The 21,040-nt window shown below is 68.2% G+C and carries 21 protein-coding genes; all 21 read right to left on the bottom strand.

Going from position 1 to position 21,040, the window contains the following annotated elements; all coding sequences use genetic code 11:
* Nucleotides 1-5 precede the first annotated feature (5 nt).
* Entirely contained in the window at nt 6-3,041 is a 3,036-nt protein-coding gene (locus ACF088_RS30745) for a hypothetical protein (protein WP_392379147.1), read from the bottom strand.
* 45 nt (nt 3,042-3,086) lie between these two features.
* Nucleotides 3,087-4,298, bottom strand: coding sequence for a hypothetical protein (locus ACF088_RS30740; RefSeq protein WP_392379146.1), 1,212 nt, complete (start codon nt 4,296-4,298; stop codon nt 3,087-3,089).
* Between the two features lie 3 nt (nt 4,299-4,301).
* Nucleotides 4,302-5,273, bottom strand: coding sequence for a hypothetical protein (locus ACF088_RS30735; RefSeq protein WP_392379145.1), 972 nt, complete (start codon nt 5,271-5,273; stop codon nt 4,302-4,304).
* 80 nt (nt 5,274-5,353) lie between these two features.
* Nucleotides 5,354-6,292, bottom strand: a complete 939-nt coding sequence (locus tag ACF088_RS30730; protein WP_392379144.1) for a hypothetical protein — start codon at nt 6,290-6,292, stop codon at nt 5,354-5,356.
* Nucleotides 6,279-10,325, bottom strand: coding sequence for a hypothetical protein (locus ACF088_RS30725; protein ID WP_392379143.1), 4,047 nt, complete (start codon nt 10,323-10,325; stop codon nt 6,279-6,281). Before ACF088_RS30725 ends, ACF088_RS30730 begins: the two co-directional genes overlap by 14 nt.
* 300 nt (nt 10,326-10,625) lie before the next feature.
* Complete coding sequence (locus tag ACF088_RS30720) at nt 10,626-11,150, bottom strand: hypothetical protein (RefSeq protein ID WP_392379142.1); 525 nt, start codon at nt 11,148-11,150, stop codon at nt 10,626-10,628.
* 100 nt (nt 11,151-11,250) lie between these two features.
* A complete protein-coding gene (locus ACF088_RS30715; protein ID WP_392379141.1) occupies nt 11,251-11,841 on the bottom strand; it encodes a hypothetical protein in 591 nt (196 codons plus the stop codon).
* Nucleotides 11,842-11,911: 70 nt separating this feature from the next.
* Entirely contained in the window at nt 11,912-12,337 is a 426-nt protein-coding gene (locus tag ACF088_RS30710; protein ID WP_392379140.1) for a hypothetical protein, read from the bottom strand.
* A complete protein-coding gene (locus ACF088_RS30705) occupies nt 12,337-12,597 on the bottom strand; it encodes a hypothetical protein (RefSeq protein ID WP_392379139.1) in 261 nt (86 codons plus the stop codon). Before ACF088_RS30705 ends, ACF088_RS30710 begins: the two co-directional genes overlap by 1 nt.
* A 40-nt stretch (nt 12,598-12,637) precedes the next feature.
* Nucleotides 12,638-13,168 carry a hypothetical protein gene (locus tag ACF088_RS30700; RefSeq protein ID WP_392379138.1) on the bottom strand — a complete coding sequence of 177 codons (531 nt, stop codon included), beginning with the start codon at nt 13,166-13,168 and terminating at the stop codon, nt 12,638-12,640.
* Nucleotides 13,168-13,500, bottom strand: coding sequence for a hypothetical protein (locus tag ACF088_RS30695; protein WP_392379137.1), 333 nt, complete (start codon nt 13,498-13,500; stop codon nt 13,168-13,170). Before ACF088_RS30695 ends, ACF088_RS30700 begins: the two co-directional genes overlap by 1 nt.
* Before the next feature lie 16 nt (nt 13,501-13,516).
* Nucleotides 13,517-14,380, bottom strand: a complete 864-nt coding sequence (locus tag ACF088_RS30690) for a hypothetical protein (RefSeq protein ID WP_392379136.1) — start codon at nt 14,378-14,380, stop codon at nt 13,517-13,519.
* Between the two features lie 12 nt (nt 14,381-14,392).
* The gene (locus ACF088_RS30685; RefSeq protein ID WP_392379135.1) at nt 14,393-14,926 is read right to left on the bottom strand and encodes a hypothetical protein; all 534 of its coding nucleotides are present in this window, start codon (nt 14,924-14,926) and stop codon (nt 14,393-14,395) included.
* Nucleotides 14,927-15,080: 154 nt separating this feature from the next.
* On the bottom strand, nt 15,081-15,545 hold the full coding sequence (locus ACF088_RS30680; protein ID WP_392379134.1) for an IPT/TIG domain-containing protein: 465 nt from the start codon (nt 15,543-15,545) through the stop codon (nt 15,081-15,083).
* An 82-nt stretch (nt 15,546-15,627) separates the two neighbouring features.
* Nucleotides 15,628-16,017: a hypothetical protein gene (locus tag ACF088_RS30675; protein WP_392379133.1), complete on the bottom strand. Its 390-nt coding sequence runs from the start codon at nt 16,015-16,017 to the stop codon at nt 15,628-15,630.
* A complete protein-coding gene (locus tag ACF088_RS30670) occupies nt 16,014-16,289 on the bottom strand; it encodes a hypothetical protein (protein WP_392379132.1) in 276 nt (91 codons plus the stop codon). Before ACF088_RS30670 ends, ACF088_RS30675 begins: the two co-directional genes overlap by 4 nt.
* A gap of 83 nt (nt 16,290-16,372) precedes the next feature.
* Entirely contained in the window at nt 16,373-17,662 is a 1,290-nt protein-coding gene (locus ACF088_RS30665; protein WP_392379131.1) for a phage major capsid protein, read from the bottom strand.
* A gap of 172 nt (nt 17,663-17,834) precedes the next feature.
* Nucleotides 17,835-19,736, bottom strand: a complete 1,902-nt coding sequence (locus ACF088_RS30660; RefSeq protein ID WP_392379130.1) for an NUDIX domain-containing protein — start codon at nt 19,734-19,736, stop codon at nt 17,835-17,837.
* A gap of 140 nt (nt 19,737-19,876) precedes the next feature.
* Nucleotides 19,877-20,086 (bottom strand): hypothetical protein, encoded by a 210-nt coding sequence (locus ACF088_RS30655; RefSeq protein WP_392379129.1) that lies wholly within the window; start codon nt 20,084-20,086, stop codon nt 19,877-19,879.
* A 13-nt stretch (nt 20,087-20,099) separates the two neighbouring features.
* Complete coding sequence (locus ACF088_RS30650; protein WP_392379128.1) at nt 20,100-20,681, bottom strand: hypothetical protein; 582 nt, start codon at nt 20,679-20,681, stop codon at nt 20,100-20,102.
* 88 nt (nt 20,682-20,769) lie between these two features.
* Nucleotides 20,770-21,039, bottom strand: coding sequence for a hypothetical protein (locus ACF088_RS30645; RefSeq protein ID WP_392379127.1), 270 nt, complete (start codon nt 21,037-21,039; stop codon nt 20,770-20,772).
* Nucleotide 21,040: the final 1 nt, after the last annotated feature.

Raw genomic sequence — 21,040 nt, 5'->3', positions numbered from 1 at the left:
CCTCCTCACTTGGTATAGGTGACGCGGAGTTTCGGGGGGTTGGTCTGGCCGTAGCCACGGGCGCGGCCGTAGTACGTCGAAGACGTCGAGTTCGGGTCCAGGGCGATGCCCCGCCACTTGGTGGAGTCGAAAACGCTGGTTATGTCAACCCACTTGCCCTCGTTGCGGGCCCAGGAGATGGTCTGCGACTCGGGGTCCGAGGAGAACGTCGACGGCCTGGACGTGAAGCTGTGCGCCTTGATGACGGCCTTGCCGCCGCTGTTCGAGTACCAGTGATCGAAGTAGAGATAGACGTCCGCTTTCTGGATCACGGCGCCGGACAGGTCCGTGCCGAGCGACGAGGGGAAGCCGATCAACGAGCCTTGAGTGCCGTTCGTCGACGAGTAGTAGCCCTGGTAGCAGGAGTTCCCGTAGTACGAGTTGTAGGAGCCGCGGTTCGCGTAGGAGCCGGACCAGGAGCACGCGTAGGTCTTGGTGTACTTCTGCACCGGCGGTGTGGTGGAACCGCCGCCCGTGTTGTATTGGCCGGTCTCCGGGACGTGCGGCCCGATGTCCTCGACGTAGAACTTGCCGAGCGACGAGGAAGCCCCGTAGAGGGCAATGGTCTGTCCGCTCGGCCCGAAAGCGTTCACGAAGCTGATCAGCATGCGCTTCGTACCCGCGCCCAGATCGCTGCCGGGGACGATGTGTTCCAGTCGCGCCGTGAAGGAGTTGCCCACAGCCATCGGCCAGATCGCGACGTGCAGTTGCGGGCTCGTGATGGTGGGCGCGCCGCCCCCGCCGTTGCGCAGCCGTAGCTGGAGTTCGCCGCCCGCGACCGACGGGTTGGCTCGAACCTCAAGCACGATCCGATACATGCGTGTCGGGTCGATGTCGACGCTCAGCTCCACGAATCCCAGCTCGCTGCCGGAGGCCGTGACAGTGCTGGCCTGGTAGTCGATGGCGAGGATGCCGCGCGGCAGCTGGTCGAGGTACGTCATCCAGTCGGCACCGCCGACGGTGAAGCCCTCAGCAACCGTGAGGCGTTGGAAGCCAGCACCACCGTTCTGGTCAATAGTGGCGACCGGCAGCCCGTCCGAGCTGAGCGTCAGATAGTTGGGGCGGCCGGTCATAAGCGCCACAGCTTCCTCGCCCGCCTCGTCGTAGAGCTGCAGACCTTGCGGGCTGATCTCAGCTCGGGCTCCAGCTACGCCGGAGGCCATGACGATGCGGCATGAGGTGTTGTCGTACTGCACGGTGCCCGTGGTGCTGTCGGTCGTGGAGCACGCGACGCGGAGCTGCGTGGTGCCTGCCGGTGCCGCGTCGGTGGGCAGGCCGGTAATACGTGTCCAGGCGCCCTTGATGGCGAGGCCATCCCCAGTGGCGATGGTGCTGTATCCGAGGACGTTGCCTGAGGAATCGAGCCACTGGCCGTACATGCTGACCCGCAGGCCGTTCCAGTCCGTGGAGGCGAGGTAGTCCATACCGAGCCAGAGCTTCTGACCGGGGACGGCCGGCAGGGTGGCGAGGGTCATGGAGCGTGTGACGAGTGTGGTGTTGACGGCCGAGACCCGCAGGGCCCGCGGGGTGCCGTTGCCCGGTGTGACGAGAGACCAGTACGCGCTGCCGGCCACCCGCTGGTCGGAGATGGCTCCCTCGAAGGAGGGGTCGGCAATCAGGTTGCCATCGGTGCCGAGGGATAGCCGGTCGGAGGTGATCGCCCCGGCCTTGATGTGGGTGGCGTCGATCGTGCCGGCAAGGATCTTGGCCGCTGTGACCGAGTTCGCGGCCAGCTTGTCGGCGGTCACTGACAGTGCGGCGATCTTGTCCGCCGTGATGGCCAACGCCGCGATCTTCTCCGCGGTGATGCCGAGCGCGACGATCTTCTCTGCCGTCACGGAGTTCACGGCGAGTTCGGTGGCGCTGATCGACCCGGCGACGACCATGCCGGCCGTGACGACGGTGCGGGCCTCGACGTTGTCGAACCACACGCGGCCGACGGAGGCTTCCGACGCCTCGATCCGCAGGGATGCGCCTGCCGTTCCGACGGGCGCCTGTACCTGGGTGACGGCGCGTGCCCATGGACCACCGAGGACTGGCTCTGTGGTGGCGACGCCGTAACCGAGGGGGGCTCCGGCTGCATCGTCGTAGCGCAGGAATAGCTTCGCCCCAGTGCCGTCGAAGTCGGCGGAGACCTTGTAGTCGAAGGCCAGGTAGTGCCGTTCACCGGGCAGCACGGGCAGATACGCCAATTCCAGGCTCTTCCAGGTCTTACCTGTGTATGTGCTGTCCACGCTCAGTGCGGTGGCGCTGCTGTTGCCTGGGGTGACGAGTGTCCAGTCCGGCTTGTCGGCGACGAGCTGTGCGGTCAGGGGCCCCTCGAAGGACGCATCGGGGGCAAGGTTGCCCACGCCCAGGGCGAGTTGGTCGGCGCCGATGGCGCCGAGCTTGACCTTCGCTTGGGAGACCGCCTCGTCGGCCAGCTTGACCTCGGTGACCATGCCGTCGACGAGGTCCTGCTCCACGGCCTGGCGCGCCTTGCCCTGAACGGCCGCGGACGGGGCGCTGAAGAGTCCGGCGGTGCTGAGAGCGAGGAGCCGCACCCAGCAATCGGTGTAGTCGTTCAGCGCGATCGTGACGCTTCCGCCGGAGACGTCGATGATGGCCGCGGCGAGGGTGGTGACGTCCGGGGTGAAGTCAGCAGCCGAGCCGATGTGCACCTGCATGGCCGCGAAGTCGGTGGGCGGGGCGTCGGAGTCGTCCCACCAGCCGTCCCAGGTGGCCACCACACCGGACAGGGACGACGTCACGGTCGGGGCGCCGGGCGTGGGGGGCGGGGTGGCGGCCGCGGCTTCCGGGACGAGCGCGATCCCGCCGTCCGGCTGCACGCCGACCGACCCGGCGAGCTCTCCGTCCTCGGTGTAGATGTCGAGGGCCCCGCCCTCGACCGAGGTGTATGCGGCCTTGGAGGTGCGTTCGAGGTCCCGGAGACGCCGGTCATAGTCGGCCAGGAGCGCGGCGAAGCGCTTGGAGTCCGATTGATCGTCCAGGAAGTTGACCATGGCGCGGGATGGTCAACGGCCCAGGTCGTTAGTGTCGCGTCCTGGCTAGTAGTGGACGCTGTCACTTCGTTTCAGGGTGAGGGTGATGAACCCGTCGGCGCTGATCTCGTCACTGATGATGCGGTGCCACACGTCGATCGCGCCGACCCACGGGACGTGCACCTGGACGCGGATGTCGTCGCCCAGGGTCCAGGACCCGAACCTCGCATTGGGATGGTCGATGATCTGGATGGCGGGGATCTGCAGGGCGGCGGTGCGGCCATTGAGTTCCTGCTGTCCACGCCTGCGTAGCGCGTCAGCCGACGACAGCTTCTTGTCGGTGACGGTGACGACCCGGCGTAGCCGGCCCGCGGCCCGGGAGTAGTTGTGTACCTGCGCTCGCTTCATCTTCTGGCCTTCGCCGCGTCCGAGGACGACGACCTCGTTGGCGTAGTCGTCGCCCATGCCCTCGGGCCGGGCGATGGCGACGATGTTCTCGCCCTGGGCAAAGCGCAGGTCGGGGCGCTTGCGGCCCAGGCGGGGGCGGCCAAGTCTCAGCCGGTGGGTGATGGTGTTGCTCGTCGCGTCGTTCCAGGCGTGCGTCTCCATCCAGTCGAACTGGAACTGGTTGACGAGGGTGTCGAGGGTCTGGCCGCAGTCAGGAGAATCCCACCAGGCCAGCTCCCACGGGTCGCTGCCGTCCGAGGCGCCGAGTAGTTCGCCCTTGTCGTGCGTGTCGAGGACCAGGCCGACGTTGCCGTACGGCCGTGTCTGGACGTGCTTCCAGATCAGGCGTACTGCGTCGTACACGTCAATGCGCGGGCCGCCGAAGGGCTTCGGCGCCGGCGGCACCTTCCTCTTCGGGTTCGAGAAGTCGATGTACCCGTCGTGGTTCTTGTCCTTGCCCGCATACGGATTTTTCGGTGTGATCTTTTTGCCGGAGATGACGTAGGACTCGAACGGGATGCCGTGCGGGTACGCCGAGAAGCCTTCGCAGTTGATCGTGGCCTGTTCCCCGTCGTATGCCGTCTTGGTGACCAGGCCGCCCCAGCGGATTGCTCCGTCCACCTCCAAGTAGAGCTTGGTGCCCCACTCCTGCAGGATCGGGTCCCCGTCCGGTCCGAGCATCCGGGAGTACTCGGGCTCGATCTTGCCTGTCATCGCCCCCGGCCCGGACAGATCCCGCCGCGGGTTCGACGACAGAGTGAACGGCACTTCCCAGTCGAGGACTTCTTCGGTGATCGCGTCCTGGGCGATGAACCGCCAACCGGCCGGCACCGCTCACACCTCTTCTTCGTCGGGGCTCTCGACGAATTCCACGTCGGCGACGATCGACGTGCCGGAGTCGACGGACACGTCGCCGGTCTCCGAGCGGTACATGTACGTCTGCACCGTCAGCTTCTGCGTGGTGCCGCGTATCGAGCTGGAGATGGCGAGGTTGTCGGCGAGGACAATGGTGGAGCGGCGGGTGTTGGAACCGGAGTCATCGTCGATGTAGGTGTCTTGGCCGAGCATCGAACCGAACTTGGTCTGCATGCGGGCGAAGACGTCGGATCGAGTCATGCGGAATCCGGCGAACGTCATGACGATCTTGGCGCGTGTCGCCCACGACGGTACGTCGATGTCCCAGTTCGCCGCGCCAGGCCAGTTGTGCCATTTGTTGTCGGAGTAGGCCAGCGTTGTCAAGGAGCCAGGGAACGCGGTGTAGAGCACGCGTTCCCGGCGCGGACTCACCATGTCCCGAAGGTCCCTGATCATCGCCTGGGTGATCGTCGAGGTGTTCGCCGGGATGTCGAGCCGCGCCAGGGTGATCGCCGAATCCCCGGGGCGCACTTGCCGGATGTTCGTCGTCGTCTTCGGCACGTTGGAGACGATCCGCGTGAAAACGTACGGGCCAACGGTGGGGTCTGAGGGATTCGGCCAGGTCTCCCCGGCGGAGTAGGGGTTCTCGACGCGGGCGATGACCAGATCTGAGCGAGCCGACGCGCCGGTCGCGGCGACGTTCACCGTGTCCGACGACGGCAGCCGGCCCGCGTACGCCTGGTACGTCGACCCGGCAGCACGGTTCAGGATCGCGCACGCCCCCGACCTCACCTGCACCTGGGCCGCAGGCGACGACAAGGCCCTCACCGCCAGATCGCCGGAGCCGACGACCCCCTGCGCGCCTCCGAAAGCAGCGAACGCCAGAAGTCGCGCCACCTCGCTGGAGTGCTCGGCGCCACCCTCGGTGAACCACGGCACGCTGTCCCACATCTCTGCTGCTCCTCGCTGCTGGTCCTGGTGGACAGCGGAGGATCACGGGCCTGGGGCGTTAACGTCGCGCCCTGGTGCCCCTACAGGTAGGCGTAGGCATCGCGCCAGGCCACGGTCATGAACGCGGTGGCGGTCGCGTCGATGCCGCGTAGCAGGAAGTCCTGCCGGCCGGTCGGGATGAGCAGGTACTCAAGCAGCGGCGAGGACCTGGTGATGAGTCCCGCAACGCTTCCGCTGCCCCTGAGCACCGTACGCACCCACGGCCGCGGATCGACGGTGACCTTCTCGCCCGCTTTCAGCGTCAGGTCCAGGCCCAGCTTCCACCTACCGACCAACTCGCATACGGGTTGAGAGATTGGCCCGTTGATGGTGATCACTGGCCAGGCCGGGCGGTTACCGCCCACGATGATCTCTCCCGGGACGCGTACGCTCCCTTCGCCGACCATCGTCAACGGTTCCTTGAGCGGGCCCACGATCCCGCGGTGCGGGGGCGGCGCCATATCCACGCGCACCCACTGCTCGATGTCGTCGAAGCTGCCGGTGTGCGCGGTGGCGAACGTCGCGACGACTGGGGTGTAACCCTGTCGCGTCAGCTTCGACGCGGCCTTCGTCCACTGCCGAGGACGCCCGTACCAACGCCGCGCGCGGCCACCCTGGGTCGTGGACAACACTGCGGGCGTGGCCACACGGTCCCGGACCGCCTTCGCGTCCCATGCCTGCTTCATGACCGATACCGCGTCCAGGTTGGCGCCGTGTCGGTCCAGCAGGGTGCTTCCGGCGTCGACGGTGTCTACTCCGACCTCGAACGTGATGGTGGCGCCGGTGGTGAAGTCCTGCCCGTACCGCACACCGTCCCCCCGGGGAAGAGGGGTGTCGCCGACGTTCGCGTCCGTGTCCTTCACCTCGAAGTCGTCGAGCAGGTAGTAGCCAGTTCGCACGGTCCCGAAGGTGAAGGCCGCGCCCGGGTGAACTCCGTTCGAGCTATACGTCAGCTTGAACTCGCCCTCAGCCAGAGGCATACGCACCTCCCAGTTTGATGCGGCGAAGTTCGAACATCGCGTCTCCCAGGGCCTGACTTGGGCTCATGGGGGTGCTGTTCATGGTCAGGTTGAGGTCGCCGCCGACGAGCGGATTGAGCGTCGGGGCGGTGGTCGCGCGGGGCTTGTTCCTGCTCGAGCTCGAATAACGCATGCCGCCGGCCGCGTATTGCCGGAGGGCGCCCTGGGCGAAGTAGACGACCTGACCGCCGAACATCTCCGCAACCTTTTCGAGGATGGCCTTGCTCCGCTTGCGCTTTGCGGGCGACAAAGGCAGGTAAGCCTCCCCTTGCGTCTCCGGCTCATTCCATATGCGCGTTTCGCCCGGTCTGCCGATCTGGGCGATGTGATTCTCGGACCCTGCGGCGAACGCCTTAATCCGGTTGGTAGCGGCGCGGATGCCGCCATTGGCGTAGTGGACGATCCCGCCGTCCGCGTGGGTCCGGACCACGGCCGGCTTGCCGGATTCGCTGTACTGCACGGTGACGTGGATCGTCTTGCCGGTCATGCCGTTGATCGCGCCCTGGATACGCTGCACCTGGGAAATCGGTGTCCCAGTCGGGGCCGTGATCTTCACCGTCTTGCCGCCCTTGTCAACGTTCTGGATCTTGAATCCGAGATCCTTGAGCGCCTTCTGAGCAGTCTGCGTGGGGGCGCTGACCGTGATCGACTTCTTGTCCTTAAGCCCCGCGACCTTGTCCTGCACACCCTTCAGATCGCCCACGGCCTTTTGAATGATCGCCTGGACGGTCACCCTCTTCTTGTCCGGCGCAGCGGCGATGTCCGCGGCCAAGGCGGCGATGCTTACGCGGGCGCCGCCGGTCGGGGCGGTGACGGTGACCTTCTTGGAGCCCGGCACCTGGGTCACGGTGAAACCGAGAGCCTGGAGCTGCTGCCGGGCCGCCGTGGTGGGCGCTGAGATCGTGATTTGCTTGCCGGGCTTGATCCCTTCGAGCTGGCTGCGCAGCCCGAGGAGTTCGGCGGTGGCCTTCGGGATTCCGTCGGCCGTGATCAGGGTGGTGACGGTGTCGGGGACCAGACCCATCTGGTCTGCCAGGGCCTTCGCCTGTTCCTTCGGGATGCCCATGTCCATCGCGAGCTGGATGGCTTTTGTGCGGGCTCGCTCCATGGATGCCTGGCTCTTGTTCATCGCCTCCGACATGGGCATGAGGCCCTGTTCTGCCGACTCCTTCGCCTTCGTGGCCATGCTGAGCATCGAGTCGCGGAGTTCGGTGAGCTGGGAGTTCAAGGTCTGACCGTTGCGGCTGGCGGTGTTGACGAGCCCGTCGCTGTCGATGAGGGCCTTGCCCCAGCCGTCGGAACGCTCGATATTGCCCTTCATCGTCTCGTCGATCTGCAGCATCATGGCGTTGAGTTGCGCGGAGGCGTCGTGGAACGACTGGGTATTGCCGTTGAGCGCGTCCAGGGCCTTCTTCAGGTTGTCGACGCGGCTGTCTGCCGATTGCGTCTTGTCACTGAACCCCTGCACGGCGGCGGACAGGCGGCTGTACGCATCGGTGCCGGTCGAACCCCCCTTGTCCATCGCGTTGGCGGCTTCCTTGGCGTCCCGCTGGCTCTTCTTCAGCTCCCCGTTGACGTGGCCAAGAGCGTCCGCCGCATCCTGGTATTTCTTGCCCTGGTCCGTGTATTCGAGCTTGGACGCCTTACCGCCGGCGTAGTCCACGTACTCCCGGTTGGCGTCGGCCAGGGATTGCAGCTTCTTCTGTAGGCCCTCGATGCTGCCGCCCTGCTCCAGGTAGGAGTCGGTGAGCGTTTTGAGGCTCACGTCGGCGTCCCTCATGACGTCGACTAGCTTCCCCTTGCCGTCGGCAAGCTCGGCGTCCTGGAGGAGTTGCACCGCGTGCGCGCGCACGTTGGCGTCGACGACGCCGTTGGAATCGGCCAGGGCCCGGGTCAGTGACTGGATGCGCTCTTGGTGTGCCTGGGCTGCGCGGGCGTTCTCCTCCTGCTTGGAAGCGAGGAGACCGAGGCCGATGGTGACGCCGGCGATGGCGATACCGAGGGGGCCGCCGAGGGCGGAGGTGATGCCGCCGATGGCGGTGGACGCCACGCGGTTGGCCGCACCGATGCCCCGCATGGTGCCGGTGAAACGATTCCCCTGCGTGGCCGCGCCCTGGTAGGCGAGTCCCATCCGCTGCCACAGGCTGATCTGTGGGCCGATCGTGACGGCTGTACCGCGCACGGTGCTGTTCAGGGTGCGCATGGAGGTGCCTGCGGCAACGACTGAGGTGCCGAAAGAGCGCAGCATGCCGGCGACGCCCGAGACCACCTTGAGGGCGAGCATCGTGCCGAGAAGGACAGCCAGGGCGGTGTTCGCCCCGGGGACGACGGCCATCAGCGTGTTGAAAACGTTCAGCAGGCCGGAGAAGGCCAGCAGCAGGACGCCCAGCCCGGAGCCGGCTGCGGAGAGGTTCCCGATCGCCGTGGCGATGTTCGAGATGACCGAGATGATCTTGGGGCCGACGGACTGTCCGAGGGCACTGAAGAACGTCCCCAGGGCAGGCATCAGCTCGGTGCGGATCTGCCGGACGACGTCGGTGACTCCGCCGTCCTTCATCGACCGGCCGAGCCCGCGCATGAGGTCCCCGAAAAGGAGGTTGACCTCGTGGAACGCGGGCGCCGCGTCGCTGAAGAACTGCTTCATGGCCTTCTGGCCAGCGCCGGAGTTCGCCCAGCGCTCGAACCGGGTCATGCTGCCCTCGAGACCGTCGAGCAGCGCGTTGCCGGTGTCCATGGCGGCCTTGCCGACGCCGCCGAGGCCGCGGATCAGGCTGCCGGTGGTCCGGCCGAGCTGTGCGGCCTTGTCACCGGCGTGGTCCAGGAACTTAGCGAGGCTGCCGGTCTCACGGCCGGCCTTGACGGAGGCCCGCATCCACTGGGTCAGCCGCTCGCCGCCACGTGCGACCCGTTCCACGAACGGACCGCTGGCCACGAGGAAGTCCATAGTGGCCGCGCCCATGTTGGCGAGGCCGTCCGTCATGTGGCCGACGACCCGCGAGTTCGACGACGCGATGGTTTTGAAGTCCTTGCGGAACACGCCGGTCTGCATCGCCTTGGCGCCGCGTTCCGCCAGTGACCCCATCTGCGAGGCGGAGTCCCCAAGGGCGTCCTTCAGGAGCGGGAACACCGACTTTGCAAGGGGCTTGATGTCGTCGGCGACCTTGGAAAAAAACCGGTCGCTGACGGACATGCGGACCTTGCTCCAGGCCCCTTGTATCGAGGAGACGGCCTTGACTGCGTCGCGCGCCGATGGGGAGAGCCTGTCCAGTGCCTCCTTGAGCTTCTTCTGCTGCGCCTCGGTGACCTTGCCGTCCGCGGCGAGCATCTTCTGTGCCGCGTTCGACTGCTTGAGCGCTTCACCGAAGCCGCTGAAGGCAATCTTCGTGCCGATTGCCGCGGTGCCCGCCGCGGCAATCAGCCCGGGTATCGCGCCGAGGACACCGACCGCGGGCGCGGCTGCCGACACGAGTGCGGTCAGGCCGGCGCCGTACTGGCCGATGAGGGCGACCGCGGGCTCCAGAAGGGAGACGATCGCGCCGATGCCGAGCATCCGCAGGGAGCCGCGGCCGCGGCCGGGCAGACGCATCTGCACGGGGACGTTGACCGGGTTCCGGTCGGCCTCGCCCTGGGCACCGGTGATCAGATTGCGCAGGCCGCTGAGCAGTCCGCCTCTGCGCTCCCCGTCTCCGTCTTCGTTGGGGCGGACGGGGAGGTTGAGGTCGGTGGCGTCGAGACGGCGGCGGATGCCGTCGATCTCGGCGCGGAACCGCTCCTCGTCGACCTTGACCTTGACGGTGGCGGTGACGCCCTTGGATGCCTCTTTGACGACGTCCTTGAGGCGGCGCCGCAGCCCCTTGGCGTCGATCTCTACCTTGATCTTGGCGGCCAGCCCCTCGGCGGCCGATTCGACCTCGGTGCGGAGCTTCGCGGCGAAGCCTGCAAGGTCGGCGACGACCGGTACGTCGAGGCGACCGGCCTGCAGGCCCTCAGCCACTGCGGATCATTCCTCTCTGCATGGCGGCCATGAGCATTTGCCGGTGGCCGGTCATGCGGGGCGCCTGCTGCTCCGGTGCGGGCTGCGCTGACTGCGGTGCGGAACCGCTGCGTTGGCGTCCGGCGCCGTCGCTGGAGCGAGGCGGGCGGATGACGTGGGTCGGCTCCTCGCGCCGCTTGTCTGCGGCCAGGAGCCCGACCTCGTCGACGATCAGTGCCAGGAGTTCCAGGACCTTGGTCCAGCCTCCGATGGGGGCGGAGCGGACCTGGGAGTCGTCTGGCAGGCCGTCGACGAGGGAGATCAGCCGTCGGAGTCCGAGGAATCCGGGCTGCCCTGGTCGGAGCCAGACGCGTCGGGCGTCGATCCGGTGGTATCGGGAGAGGTCGGCTTCGACGTCTGCGAATCGGTCGCGGAGGAGTCGGCCGACCGAAAGAGTTTCCCCAGCTCAACTCCGTAGACGCGGGCCAGGCCGGTTGTCAGGCGGACGTAGTCGCCGATGTACGGGTGCTGTTTGAGGAAGTCCGGATGCTGGTCGCGGAGGAGGATGGCGTACGTCTCCCGGATCGCGGCGAGGAACTTCCGAGGCAAAGACGGCCGGCGGAACAGGGCAGTGACGACCTCAGTGATTCCGGCGTCACCGCCGGCGGAGTCGATGACGTCGCCGAGGAGTCCGACCAGGTCCAACTCGTCCGAGAGGATCGGATCGAGGGCTTCGGCCGGCAGCTCCGCGGGGAAGATGAACTGCTCTCCGCCGAACTTGACCGGGATGCCGTCGGGGTACTGGACCTCACGGCGTTCCGCGTCCAGGTCGATGACGAACGACATGTGCGTGACCTCTCGTGTCTGCGTAGCTGAGTCGCGGAGTGCGGCAGCGCGCGGACAGTGGCAAGCCGGTGGGACTTGTGTCGCGCGCTGCCGCGAGAGGTCACGAGGCGAGCGCGAACGCCGGGTCGTCGGTGAGGACGTACCAGGCATCGAGGTCGTCTCCGCCCTGGACCGCAAGCCGGAGAGGCAGCACAGCCTCCTTCGTCTTCGCGAGGTCCTTCGAGACGCCTTCCATCTGCATGCAGCGGGGAATGACGTACCTGTAGTGCTTGCCGCCGTCGATCACCTCGATGACGGCCATCACCTCGGTACGGGAGCCGATCCGCGGCGGCGTGAATTTGAAGTGCTTGCCTGCACCGCCGCCGCTGGGCGTGATCTCGCTGATGGTGCCGCCGCCGTACACGGCCTGGAAATTGGGGCCGGACCACTGCTGCAGGTCGACTTCGATCGTCGCTGCGTCCGAGGTTTGGAAGGTGCGGGTCGGGTACGAGGACTGAGCGGACTTGACCTGCTCGAAGTTCGGTTCGGAGTTGAACTTCAAACTGTCCTCGGTGGTGAGGCCCACGCTACGCAGAGCTGCGGGCATGGCCACGGTGGCGTCTGCCGGAGCGGTGGTGCCAACGGGGGCCAGGTAGATCCGGGTGATCGACGGGATGACGATCTCGTTGTTGTTGGCGGTTGTGCCTGCCATAACGGGTCTCTCCAAGGTGTCCGGTGCTGAGGCGGACACCTTGGAGAGCCGGGTGGTTAACGTCGCGTCGTCATGGGTGCAGGGTCACCGAGAGGTTCATCAGCCATCGAGGTTGGCCGTCGACGAGCGGTGACCAGACCAGAAGGCCGGATGGCCTCACGCCGTTGACGACGGGCCGGCCGGGCGTGTGCGGCGCTTCGACGATGTCCTGCGCGGCTTGGGCACAACGCACGAGGATGCGGCGTAGTTCGGCCTTCCCAGGCCAGCCACCCGGGTCCCCGTGGATTTCGAGTGTCACCTCAGGGGCAGTCGCCCAGTTCAGGTCCCGCAGATCTCCGCCTGGGCCGTGGCCAATGACCAGGTGCGGCCATGGTGCCTCGGGGATGCCGGACACGCGGTCGGGGCCGCCGAGGGCGTCGGCGGTCTGGTCGCTCTGTTGGAGCCACGCCAGGAGCACGGAGACCGGGTCGGCATCGGCGAGAGTCAGCTCGGTCATCAGGTGCGGGCAACGAAGCCCTGACCGCGCAGGCGTCGGGCATAGTCGGGGGACACGGGGATCTCCGCGCCGGGCGTGTAGTCAGTGCCGTTGATTCGCAGGTGGTGGGACAGGGTGACGGTTACGGGCTTCTGGTCCGCGCCGAGGGGCGGGCCGACGACGTCCGGCGCGCGGCGGGCACGCTCGGGGTGGGCCTCGACGGACTCGGCGATCTCCTCCGCTGCGGTGGCGGGCTTCTTGGTGATGGTGTTGGTAGCCATGGCGCGCACTGTGCGGGCGGGAGCCGCTTGTGTCGCGTGCTCAACGTCGGGCGGCGACGATGGCGGCACCGCGGGACATGAAGTGCGCGCCGTCGGCGACGAGGTTGCCGGGATAGACCGTGCCGACTTCGGCCTCGACGACCAGTCGGCCGCGGGCGGTGACGGTGACGGTGACCTTCTTCCCGGAGACGACGGGCGGGCTGGTGTTGATGTTCTTCGCGATGCCGTCCGGGTCGCTGTGGGTGGTGCACCGGCAGTTCTTGATGTTGGCGACGGCGCGGGACGTCTGGTCCTTGGGCTCCCGCATGTACGTCTTGTCGCCGAGGCCGCGATGCCGGCGGTCCCAGTCCATGGAGTTGATGGCGAACCGGAGGTTGGCTGGGACCTCTTGGCCCTGGGCGGCGATGTGGGTCGGGCGGACCTTGTCGTCGCCGACGGTGATCCAGCGCTTGACCGGCGGGGCGAGCCGCTTGGCCTCGATCTCCACGTGCTGAGCGATCCGCTGGACGTGGGGCGCCATTACTCGGGCGAGCGCCTCCTCGAGCCCGGGGGCAGCTGTGAACTTCGCCATCAGGGGACCTCCGGCGGGTTGAGGGTGGCGGTCGCCTGGACGTAGTCGGCGTCGGAGCACCTGGGAACGGTGTGGTTCCGGGTGCTGGTCAGTGTCCAGGTCCGGCCGGTCTCGTCCTCGACGGTGTCGCCCTCCTTGACCGGCCACGCCTGCGGGTCGAGGCGTACCGACCATGAGCCGTCGGTCTGCTCGAGGACCGACCCGGGCCAGGTGCCGCGCGGGGCCGGCTTCTGGTTGGGGTTCGGCGGTACGGGCACGCCGTTGGCGTCGCGCACCCAGGGGTGGGCGAGCGCGAGCACAGTCAGTGTGGCGTTCGGCAGGATCACGGCCATGCGGGGCAGCTCCCTTTCAGCGGCGCCGGTAGCGGGTGGAGGAGTACGGCCACGGCTGACGCGGCGGGATGGCGAGCGGTTGCCAAAGGCGGCGCTTCAACCGGGACAGGGTGTCGATGGTCGGCAGGGCGCCGGCCTGGCCGGTAGAGGGCGCCGAGTCGTATGAGATCGACTGTCCCTCCGCACTGACGGAGGAGACGCGGCGGCCCTGGGCGCCGATGCCGCCGGGCCGGTTGCGTTCGGACTCCGCGGCGTGGGCGGTGACGTAGCGGACGATGGGTCCTTCAGCGGCGCCGTTGAGACCCACGAGGAGGTCGACGTCGTACGTGCCGTCCCCGCGGTCGCGGTAAGCGGATACCCGCCAGTCGTCATCGACCTCGAACGGCCACGCCTCGGGATCGGTCAGGTCCTCGTCGGTACGCCAGTGGGGCGTGACCGCAGTGCGGGTGACTACGCGCGGAACGAGGGACCGCCCCAGGTAGCCCTCGACGTCGGCTTGCGCCCGGCGGATCGCAGTCGTGAGGTCGTCGCGCTGGGCGGAGGTGAGCGGGAGCGGCACGCTGAGATCGTCGGCGACGGCCTCCGGGGAGGTGACGAGCCCCAGCCCGAGGGGAAGGTCCAGTCGTACCGACTGGTCTTTGACGGGCTGGGAGCCACTGCTCGGGGTGAAGGTGACGGTGGCCCAGTACCGGCCGGGCGGCACGTCGGGCAACGCGAACCGGTATGTTCCGGGCCGCAGTCGAGTGCCCGGCCCTGCCGCGGCAACTTCGGTGGTGCGTTCCGGGCCGTGGTAGAGGACGAGGCTGGTGACCTGTCCTCCGGCCGGTTCGGGGTCGTAGCGCGCCCCGCCGTACATGGGTTCGTAGTCGACGACCGACACCCCGGTCCTCCCTTACTTCGTGGTACCGGTCGCGTCGGCCTGGGCGACCAGACGCTCGCGGATGCGGGCGGCGATGCTCTCGGAGACGTGCGCGCCCTTGGGCTGCAGCAGCCGCTCGATCGGGTTGCGGTGCGGGCCCACGTAGGTCCGCTCGACCAGACGAACGGTGCATCGGAGCGTAGAGCCGTACGGGGTGACGGGCTGGAACACGGCGTCGATGTCGGCCGGGGGCTGCTTGGTGGAGTCGTCGAGGATGATCTCGGCGATGTCGTCGGGGATGACCTCGGTCGGGGAGACGTAGCCCGGTTCTGCAGGAGCTTCGGGGGCCTCGTGGACAGTCGGCGGCTCCAGCGGTGCCACGTCGGGCGCCTTCGGGCTGGCCTCGATCATCGGCGTCTTCTCGGCGGCCGCCGGGGAGGTCGTCTCCTCAGTGGCCGGAGCGCCTGTGGGCTCCGCGGTGGTCTGCTCGGCTTCGTTGACAGGGGCGTCGCCGGCGTCCGCGGGTGTGGGCGCGGCGGTCTTGCGGGTACGGGTGGTGCCTGCCATGGGTGGCTCTCTCTCGGGGTGATGGTCTGGTCGGCGCGCACCCTGCACACCGGCCGGCGCTTGTGTCGAGCTCCGCCGCCGGGGTGGGCAACGCGGGGCGTACCGCCGCGCCGGACGCCCCGGGACCGCGCGCGGGGACGTCTGGCGCCCAGGGTCAGGCGGTGTAGGTGAAGCCGCTGGTCTTGGTGACGTTGCCAGCGTCGTCGACGAGGACGATGTTCACCGCCCCGGCCGCGCCCACGGGCGTCTTGACGCGCAGCTCGGTCGCGGAGACAACCTTGAGTTCGGTCCCGGCGGTTGCTCCGAAATTCACGGCGGAGACGCCGTCGAAGGCGGTGCCGGTGATGATGACCGTGGTGCCGCCCGCGGCCGGCCCGGTGGCTGGCGTGAGGGTGGCGATCGTCGCCGCGGTGAACAACCGGTCGATCACGGACTGAGGAACAACGTCCCCGGCCTCGTAGAGCAGGTGGCGGCGGGAGCCCTCGGGGAGGCCGTCGCCACGGCCGTAGGGCTCAGTCTGGTAAACGTTCTCGGTGATGCGCCTGGGCGGGTCGGTGAGCGCGACGGACGGGAACGCCGCCTTCGTGATCCGCTGCCCGTTCTCTCGGTAGAGCCCCATAACTGTCCTTCCGCTGCTTCCGGTGTGGTGGCCGCGGAAGGATGAGGGGTTGGAAGTACTACGGTCGCGCCCTGGGCCCGTACTAGGGCATGAACGTCGTCGGCGGACTGCCAGACGGGGCGGTCGGTTCGATGACGTAGCGACAGCGCCACACAGGTCGGGTCACCGCGTCGTCGCCTGGGTTGTCGCGGTGCCAGGCGGCCGGGTCGTGCTTCGCCTGCGCGAGGCGGACACGGAAGCCTTCGGGGATGGCGAGCCCCATCTCCTCGACGCGTTCACGCCAGTCGGCTTCGCCGCCGGGCTGCGCCTCGGTGGACGGGGCCGTGACGACCATCGTGCCGCCGTGCTCGTACCGCACCCCCGTCTCCCAGCCGCGGGGGGCGGTCGGCTGCGTCCTCTGCGCTTGTGCGGGGTGGTTCTGTTCGTGGGAGGCGGGTTCGAGGAGCGCCCGCAGGTCGCTGTCGAGGCTCATCGCTCGCACCGGCATCCGTTGGACTGCCCACGGCGGCGGTGCCGGGCGACGGTGTACGCCGTGACCGCGTCGCCGTACCGGCTAACGGTGTCGGCGATGGCCTTTGCCGTCACGCGGTCGGAGTCCAGGGCCGCGCGCAGAGAGGCAGCTGCCTTATCGTCCACGGCGGCTAGGAAGGCGCCGACGCTGCACTGTGGGCCCCGGTGGGTGGTGGGGGAGTTGGCGAGCGCGTCCAACTCTTCCGCGAGACCAAGGGGTTGTTTGTCGATCATCGGCGTCCTCCGTGTTCTTGATGGTGGTACGGGGAGGGGTGCGCCCGCCCACGGCGGGACGCACCCCTTTATCCGCGTCCGGGTCAGCCGGTCGGTTGGGTCCAGGTGCCGATGACGAAGGATTCGGGCCGTGGGACCTCGAGCGCCAGGCGCTCGTCCGCGCGGAAGGTGATCAGGCCCTTCTCGAAGTTGTCTGCGTTCTCCGAGGAGACGGTGACGCTGACGTTCTCCCTGTCGTGGAGCTGGGCGCCGAGGCCGAAGGCGCCGATCAGGAAGTCCGTGTCTGCCATGGCTGTGGTCTCGACGACGTTGAGGCGCCAGACCTTCTTCTCCGCGCCAATGGCGACGGCGACCGCGACGCGGAAGGCCCCGTTGTCGTCCTCTTCGACCTCAACGTTTTCCCACATGGTGGGCGACAGGACGATGCCGGTCGGCTCGTACTCGGCCAGCAACGCCTTGGTGATGGCGCGTCGGATCTGGACGCTGTACTTGTCGGTCGCCAGGCCGGTGTACTGCTGGACGCCGGGGGTGTTGTAGACGCCGGTGAGGGACTGGCCGTCGCCGACGGAGTGCAGAAGGTCCCAGTCCTCCTGGTACTTGACGCCCTCGATCATGCGCCCGTTGATGAACGTCTTCAGACGCGGTTCGTCCGACAGGATGTTCTTGTGCGCGTCGATCAGGTGCGCGACCTCGGCGACCGGGTACATCACCGGGGTCAGGGACAGCTTCGACCGAGGCGCGCGGCCCCAGGTGTCGGTGTCCGCGCCGGTCGGCGGGCTGGTGCCGTCGGCGGCGTAGCGTTCCTTGACCTGCCGGGCGTTGTTCGTCCAGCCGGTCTCCCGGGCACCGTAGAGGACGGCCTGCCGGGTGGAGGACTTCGGGAACAGATCCCGGATGTGCCACTTGCGGTAGGCCCGCTCGGCGATGCCCAGGTTCTGGACACTGCCGAGGGTTTGGTGCGTGACCGTGCCGGCGCTCAGGGAGAAGATGGACTTCCCCTCCAGCGCGGCGCGGATGTACGGGCGGTCGTCGAAGCCCGCGGCGCTGGCACGCTTGAAGGAGTCGGAGGCGATGAACAGGTCACCGAGGGACTTCTCCTCCATGGTCGGTGTCTTGCCGTAGTGCGCGGCCGCGGCCGGCATGGTGTCGGGGGTGTCGAGGTACTGCTTGATCTCGACCAGGCCCTGCTCGGCGTCGATGAGCGCCTTGATCTCCTGGGCCTCGCTAGAGACCTTGCGGAACTTGGTGGCCTGCTCAGTGGAGACGACGAACCCGCCGTCCTCGACCTTGAAGGACTTGCTGATCTCCTCGGCCTCGGCGCTCTTGGCCTGGAGCTGCTTCTGCAGTTCCTTGATGCGAGCGTTGTCGGGCATTGCTGCTCTCTCCCTGGTGCTGGGTGCGGTTGACGTGCGTCGCTCCGCCCGGCCAGCACCGGGACAGCCTCAACGCGAGGCGGGAGTGAAGAGGGAGAGAGGTGTTAACGTCGCGCGCTGCCTGCTCAGGGAGTCAAGAGCGGTCAGTACATAGGGTTTGACCTGCGGCATTTCATCGCGCGATCGGGGCGCCCGCGGGAGCGGGGTGCGGCTGAGTCGCGCGACTCAGCCGCATCATGGCGAGCATGGACTTCACTTCGTCCTCGTCCAGCCGGACAGTGTCCGTGTCGTCCTCCGCGTCGACGTCGTCCTCGGCGGGCGGCGGAGCGCCCTCCGTGGGCACCTCGTCTTCGTCTTCGTCGTCGGTGAACGTGTAGTCGTCCCACAGGTCCATGCCGGTGGGTCCGGCCGCGCGGTCCCGGGCGGGGGCGGGCTTCGGCGTGCTGGTGTCGACGGCGACGTCGAGGCTCTTCGCGGACAGGGCGGCGATCAGCGTGCGCACCTTGTCCCGTACGCCCGTGAGTTGACCCGGGTCGGCCTCGAAGGCGGTGATGCGGGCGGTGGCGTCGGCCAGGGCTTCCACCGTGGGCGTGACGACACGGGCGTCGACGTCCTCGGCGTTGGTGGCCGCGCGCTGGGCGTTGGCGCCCTCCGGGAGTACGACGGTGGCGAGTTCGACGGGCTGAGGGGTGCCGAGGCTGATCTCGCCCTTAGCGGTGACCGTGTACGGGATGGCGTAGTGGCTGCTGCGCCGCTCGTCCTCGCTGTGCACCGAGACGATGACACGGTCCGGGTAGGTGCCCTCGATGCACGTCCAGGTCTGGCCGTCCTGGTCAAGGAGTTCACGGATGCTGTCGGAGAGGCGGGCGCGGAACTGCTCCTGAGACTCGGGCAAGGGGTTAGGGGACATCACAGAAGCCTCCGGGAGGGGCGTGGGAAGACTCTTGGCCGCGGCGACCGTGCAGCGGGCGGACTTGTGCTCGACGCGCGGCACGACGGCTCGGGCGGCGGTCACCGCGGCGTGCGCGGACTTCGCTTCCGCGGCGCCGAGAGCGGCGTAGGTATTCATGACGCCGGCGGCGAACTGTTCGGCCTCGGCGCTGGGCTTCTTGCCCGCCGGTCCTTGCGGCAGGGTGGCGCCGGCCAGGAGGGACCAGGGGGTGTCACGGCACGCGGGCCGCAGAAGGGACATGTCGGGGAGGGCGGTGATCGGCCACCACGCGGTGATCTCCGGTGCGTCGCCCTTGGAGTCGTCCGGGTTGGTCACCCGCCGGTCGCTGGGGGGCCGGTTGAGCCGTATGTAGGACTCGCCGGGGACCATGGCGACGAACCCGCGGTAGATGCCGTTCGGGGCCGTCCAGGAGCCGACGATGCTCGTCGAGCCGGGCAGCTCGGCGCCGGTCTCCTCCTGCCACTCGCGCAGCGCCGCGGCGAGCGCGTCCTCGCTCTCCTCCAGGTGCCCTCCGGGAAATTCCCAGGTTCCGGCCGCCGGGTCTTCGTCGTCGAGCGCGCGCTGGATGAGCAGCACGCGGCCGGTGTCCTCGGCCTTGAGGACGAGTCCGGCGACCTTGATGCGGTCCGCGTCCTTCTCCGCGTCGAGTTCGACGACGTTGGGCGTCGCTTTGTACTCCATGCCGGGGTTGGTCGCGGCCTTGACCTCGAGCGCCCGCGTCATCGGGTGCGCGCCGTGCAGGACGGGGCTCACCTCAAACAGGTCGAGTCGGTGGATGACGCGGACGCCGTCACCGCGGCGGGTGGCTCCGTCGGCGGGTACGCGATAGCCGATGGAGAACGCAGCTTCGCCGTGCTGGTACCACTGCTTGACCTGCTCGTAGGTATCGCGTCCCTTGCTGGTGCGCCGGTTGTACTCGACGGTCGCGACCAGGGCGCCAGCCTCGGCGGGCCAGTCGGGGATCTCGGCGAACCTGGCGTCGCCGGGTAGCCACTCCTCGACGTCCAGGACGACGCCGACGGCGTCCTTCCATTCGTGGTGCCACACGGCCTTGACGCGGCGGGTGGCCAGGGTGTGAGCGAAGGCACTGGGGACGATGAGGTCGTGGACCTCGTCGACCACGCCAGTAACGGCGTAGATTGCCCGGCTGGTGCCTCGCAGAGTGTTCGGGTGTGACGATCTGGTGGATGGAGCGCTCGGCACGGCGGGAAACCTCCGGCGGTGGACAGTGGGCCGCCGGGCACCGTGCCGTTCGCATCTGCCTAACGTCCTGCGCTGGCTCCTGCAGGCTCCTGAGCGCCCTCGGTGGCCGAACGCGCCGTGATGTAGCCGCGGGTCCAGAACTGGTAGCCGAACTGCTGCTCTGCGTTGCCGAATCGGTCGTACGGGCTGGAGTCGGCGGGGTCGCCCTTCTCGTAGGCGGCCTTGCCCTCCTGCTGGAGCGCCAGGGCGGTGCTGCGGGTCAACTGCACGTCGTCAGCTCCTTCACTGGAACATCGAGTCCTGTACGCCGCGGTTGCCGCTTGGCGGGGCGGCGGGTTCGTCGGCCTGGCTGTGCGTGCGGGTCATGTGCGCACCATCCACGTCGACCGCCCACGCGTCAGGGTCGGTGTAGCGCCACACCTGACCCGCGCCGTCCCTGACCCACCCGGTCAGTGTGCCGTCTTGGGCTCGGTCCAACCAAGCCTGTTCGCCGTTGCTGCCGGTGTACGCAGAGAAGGAGTCAGCCGGGTCGGTCTCGTCGCCCTCGTCGTACATGTCACCCGCCCACGGCCGGGCGTCGTCGGCCGGCGGCTCCGGTGCATCGACCGGCTGTTCACCCTCGGCCAAGGGCTCTGCTCCCTCGGCGGGTGGTTCGGCGGCCGGGTCCTCTTGGGGAGCGGCAGGGCCCCCGGTCGGCGCAGCGGAGCCCTCACCCATGTCAGAGAAAGGGTCCTCGAAGGCTGGCGAGGGCTCGTCGCCTTCGATCACTTCCTTCTCGGTACCCTCGGGCCGCTCTTCCTCTTCGTCCCCGAACGGCTTACCACCCTTGGGGAGAGCCTTAATGGCGAATCCGTATCTGGTCACGGTCGGAGGATGACGGGCGGGGCCGCTTGTGTCCCGGCCACGCCCCCTGGACCAAGACCGTTCTTGCGTAATTGTGCAAGCGTCCGGATCACCTGGGAACGCAGGCTCTTCGAGGTGCCCCGGGCCCCTCCTCGGCTACGTGGGTGTACTCCCGAAGCACTGCGAGCACGGTCGCCTCATCGCCCCCGGCAACCGTACGCACGGGCCCGGTCGGGGACAGGGAGAGCGGGCGGCCCTCGTGGAGCTCCACCAGGGCGGTGGCGCGGTGTGACCCGATCACCGGGCGGTCGGCCCGCCCGGTGACCCGCACGCTGTAGGTCGCCCCGTCATCGAACGCACCGGTGACGGTGAACGGCACA

It is taken from the genome of Streptomyces sp. NPDC015125 (genome assembly GCF_043080045.1).
Classification (GTDB): domain Bacteria; phylum Actinomycetota; class Actinomycetes; order Streptomycetales; family Streptomycetaceae; genus Streptomyces.
Note: the sequence above shows the minus strand (reverse complement) of the source record. Positions and strands in the feature narration are given on the sequence as shown.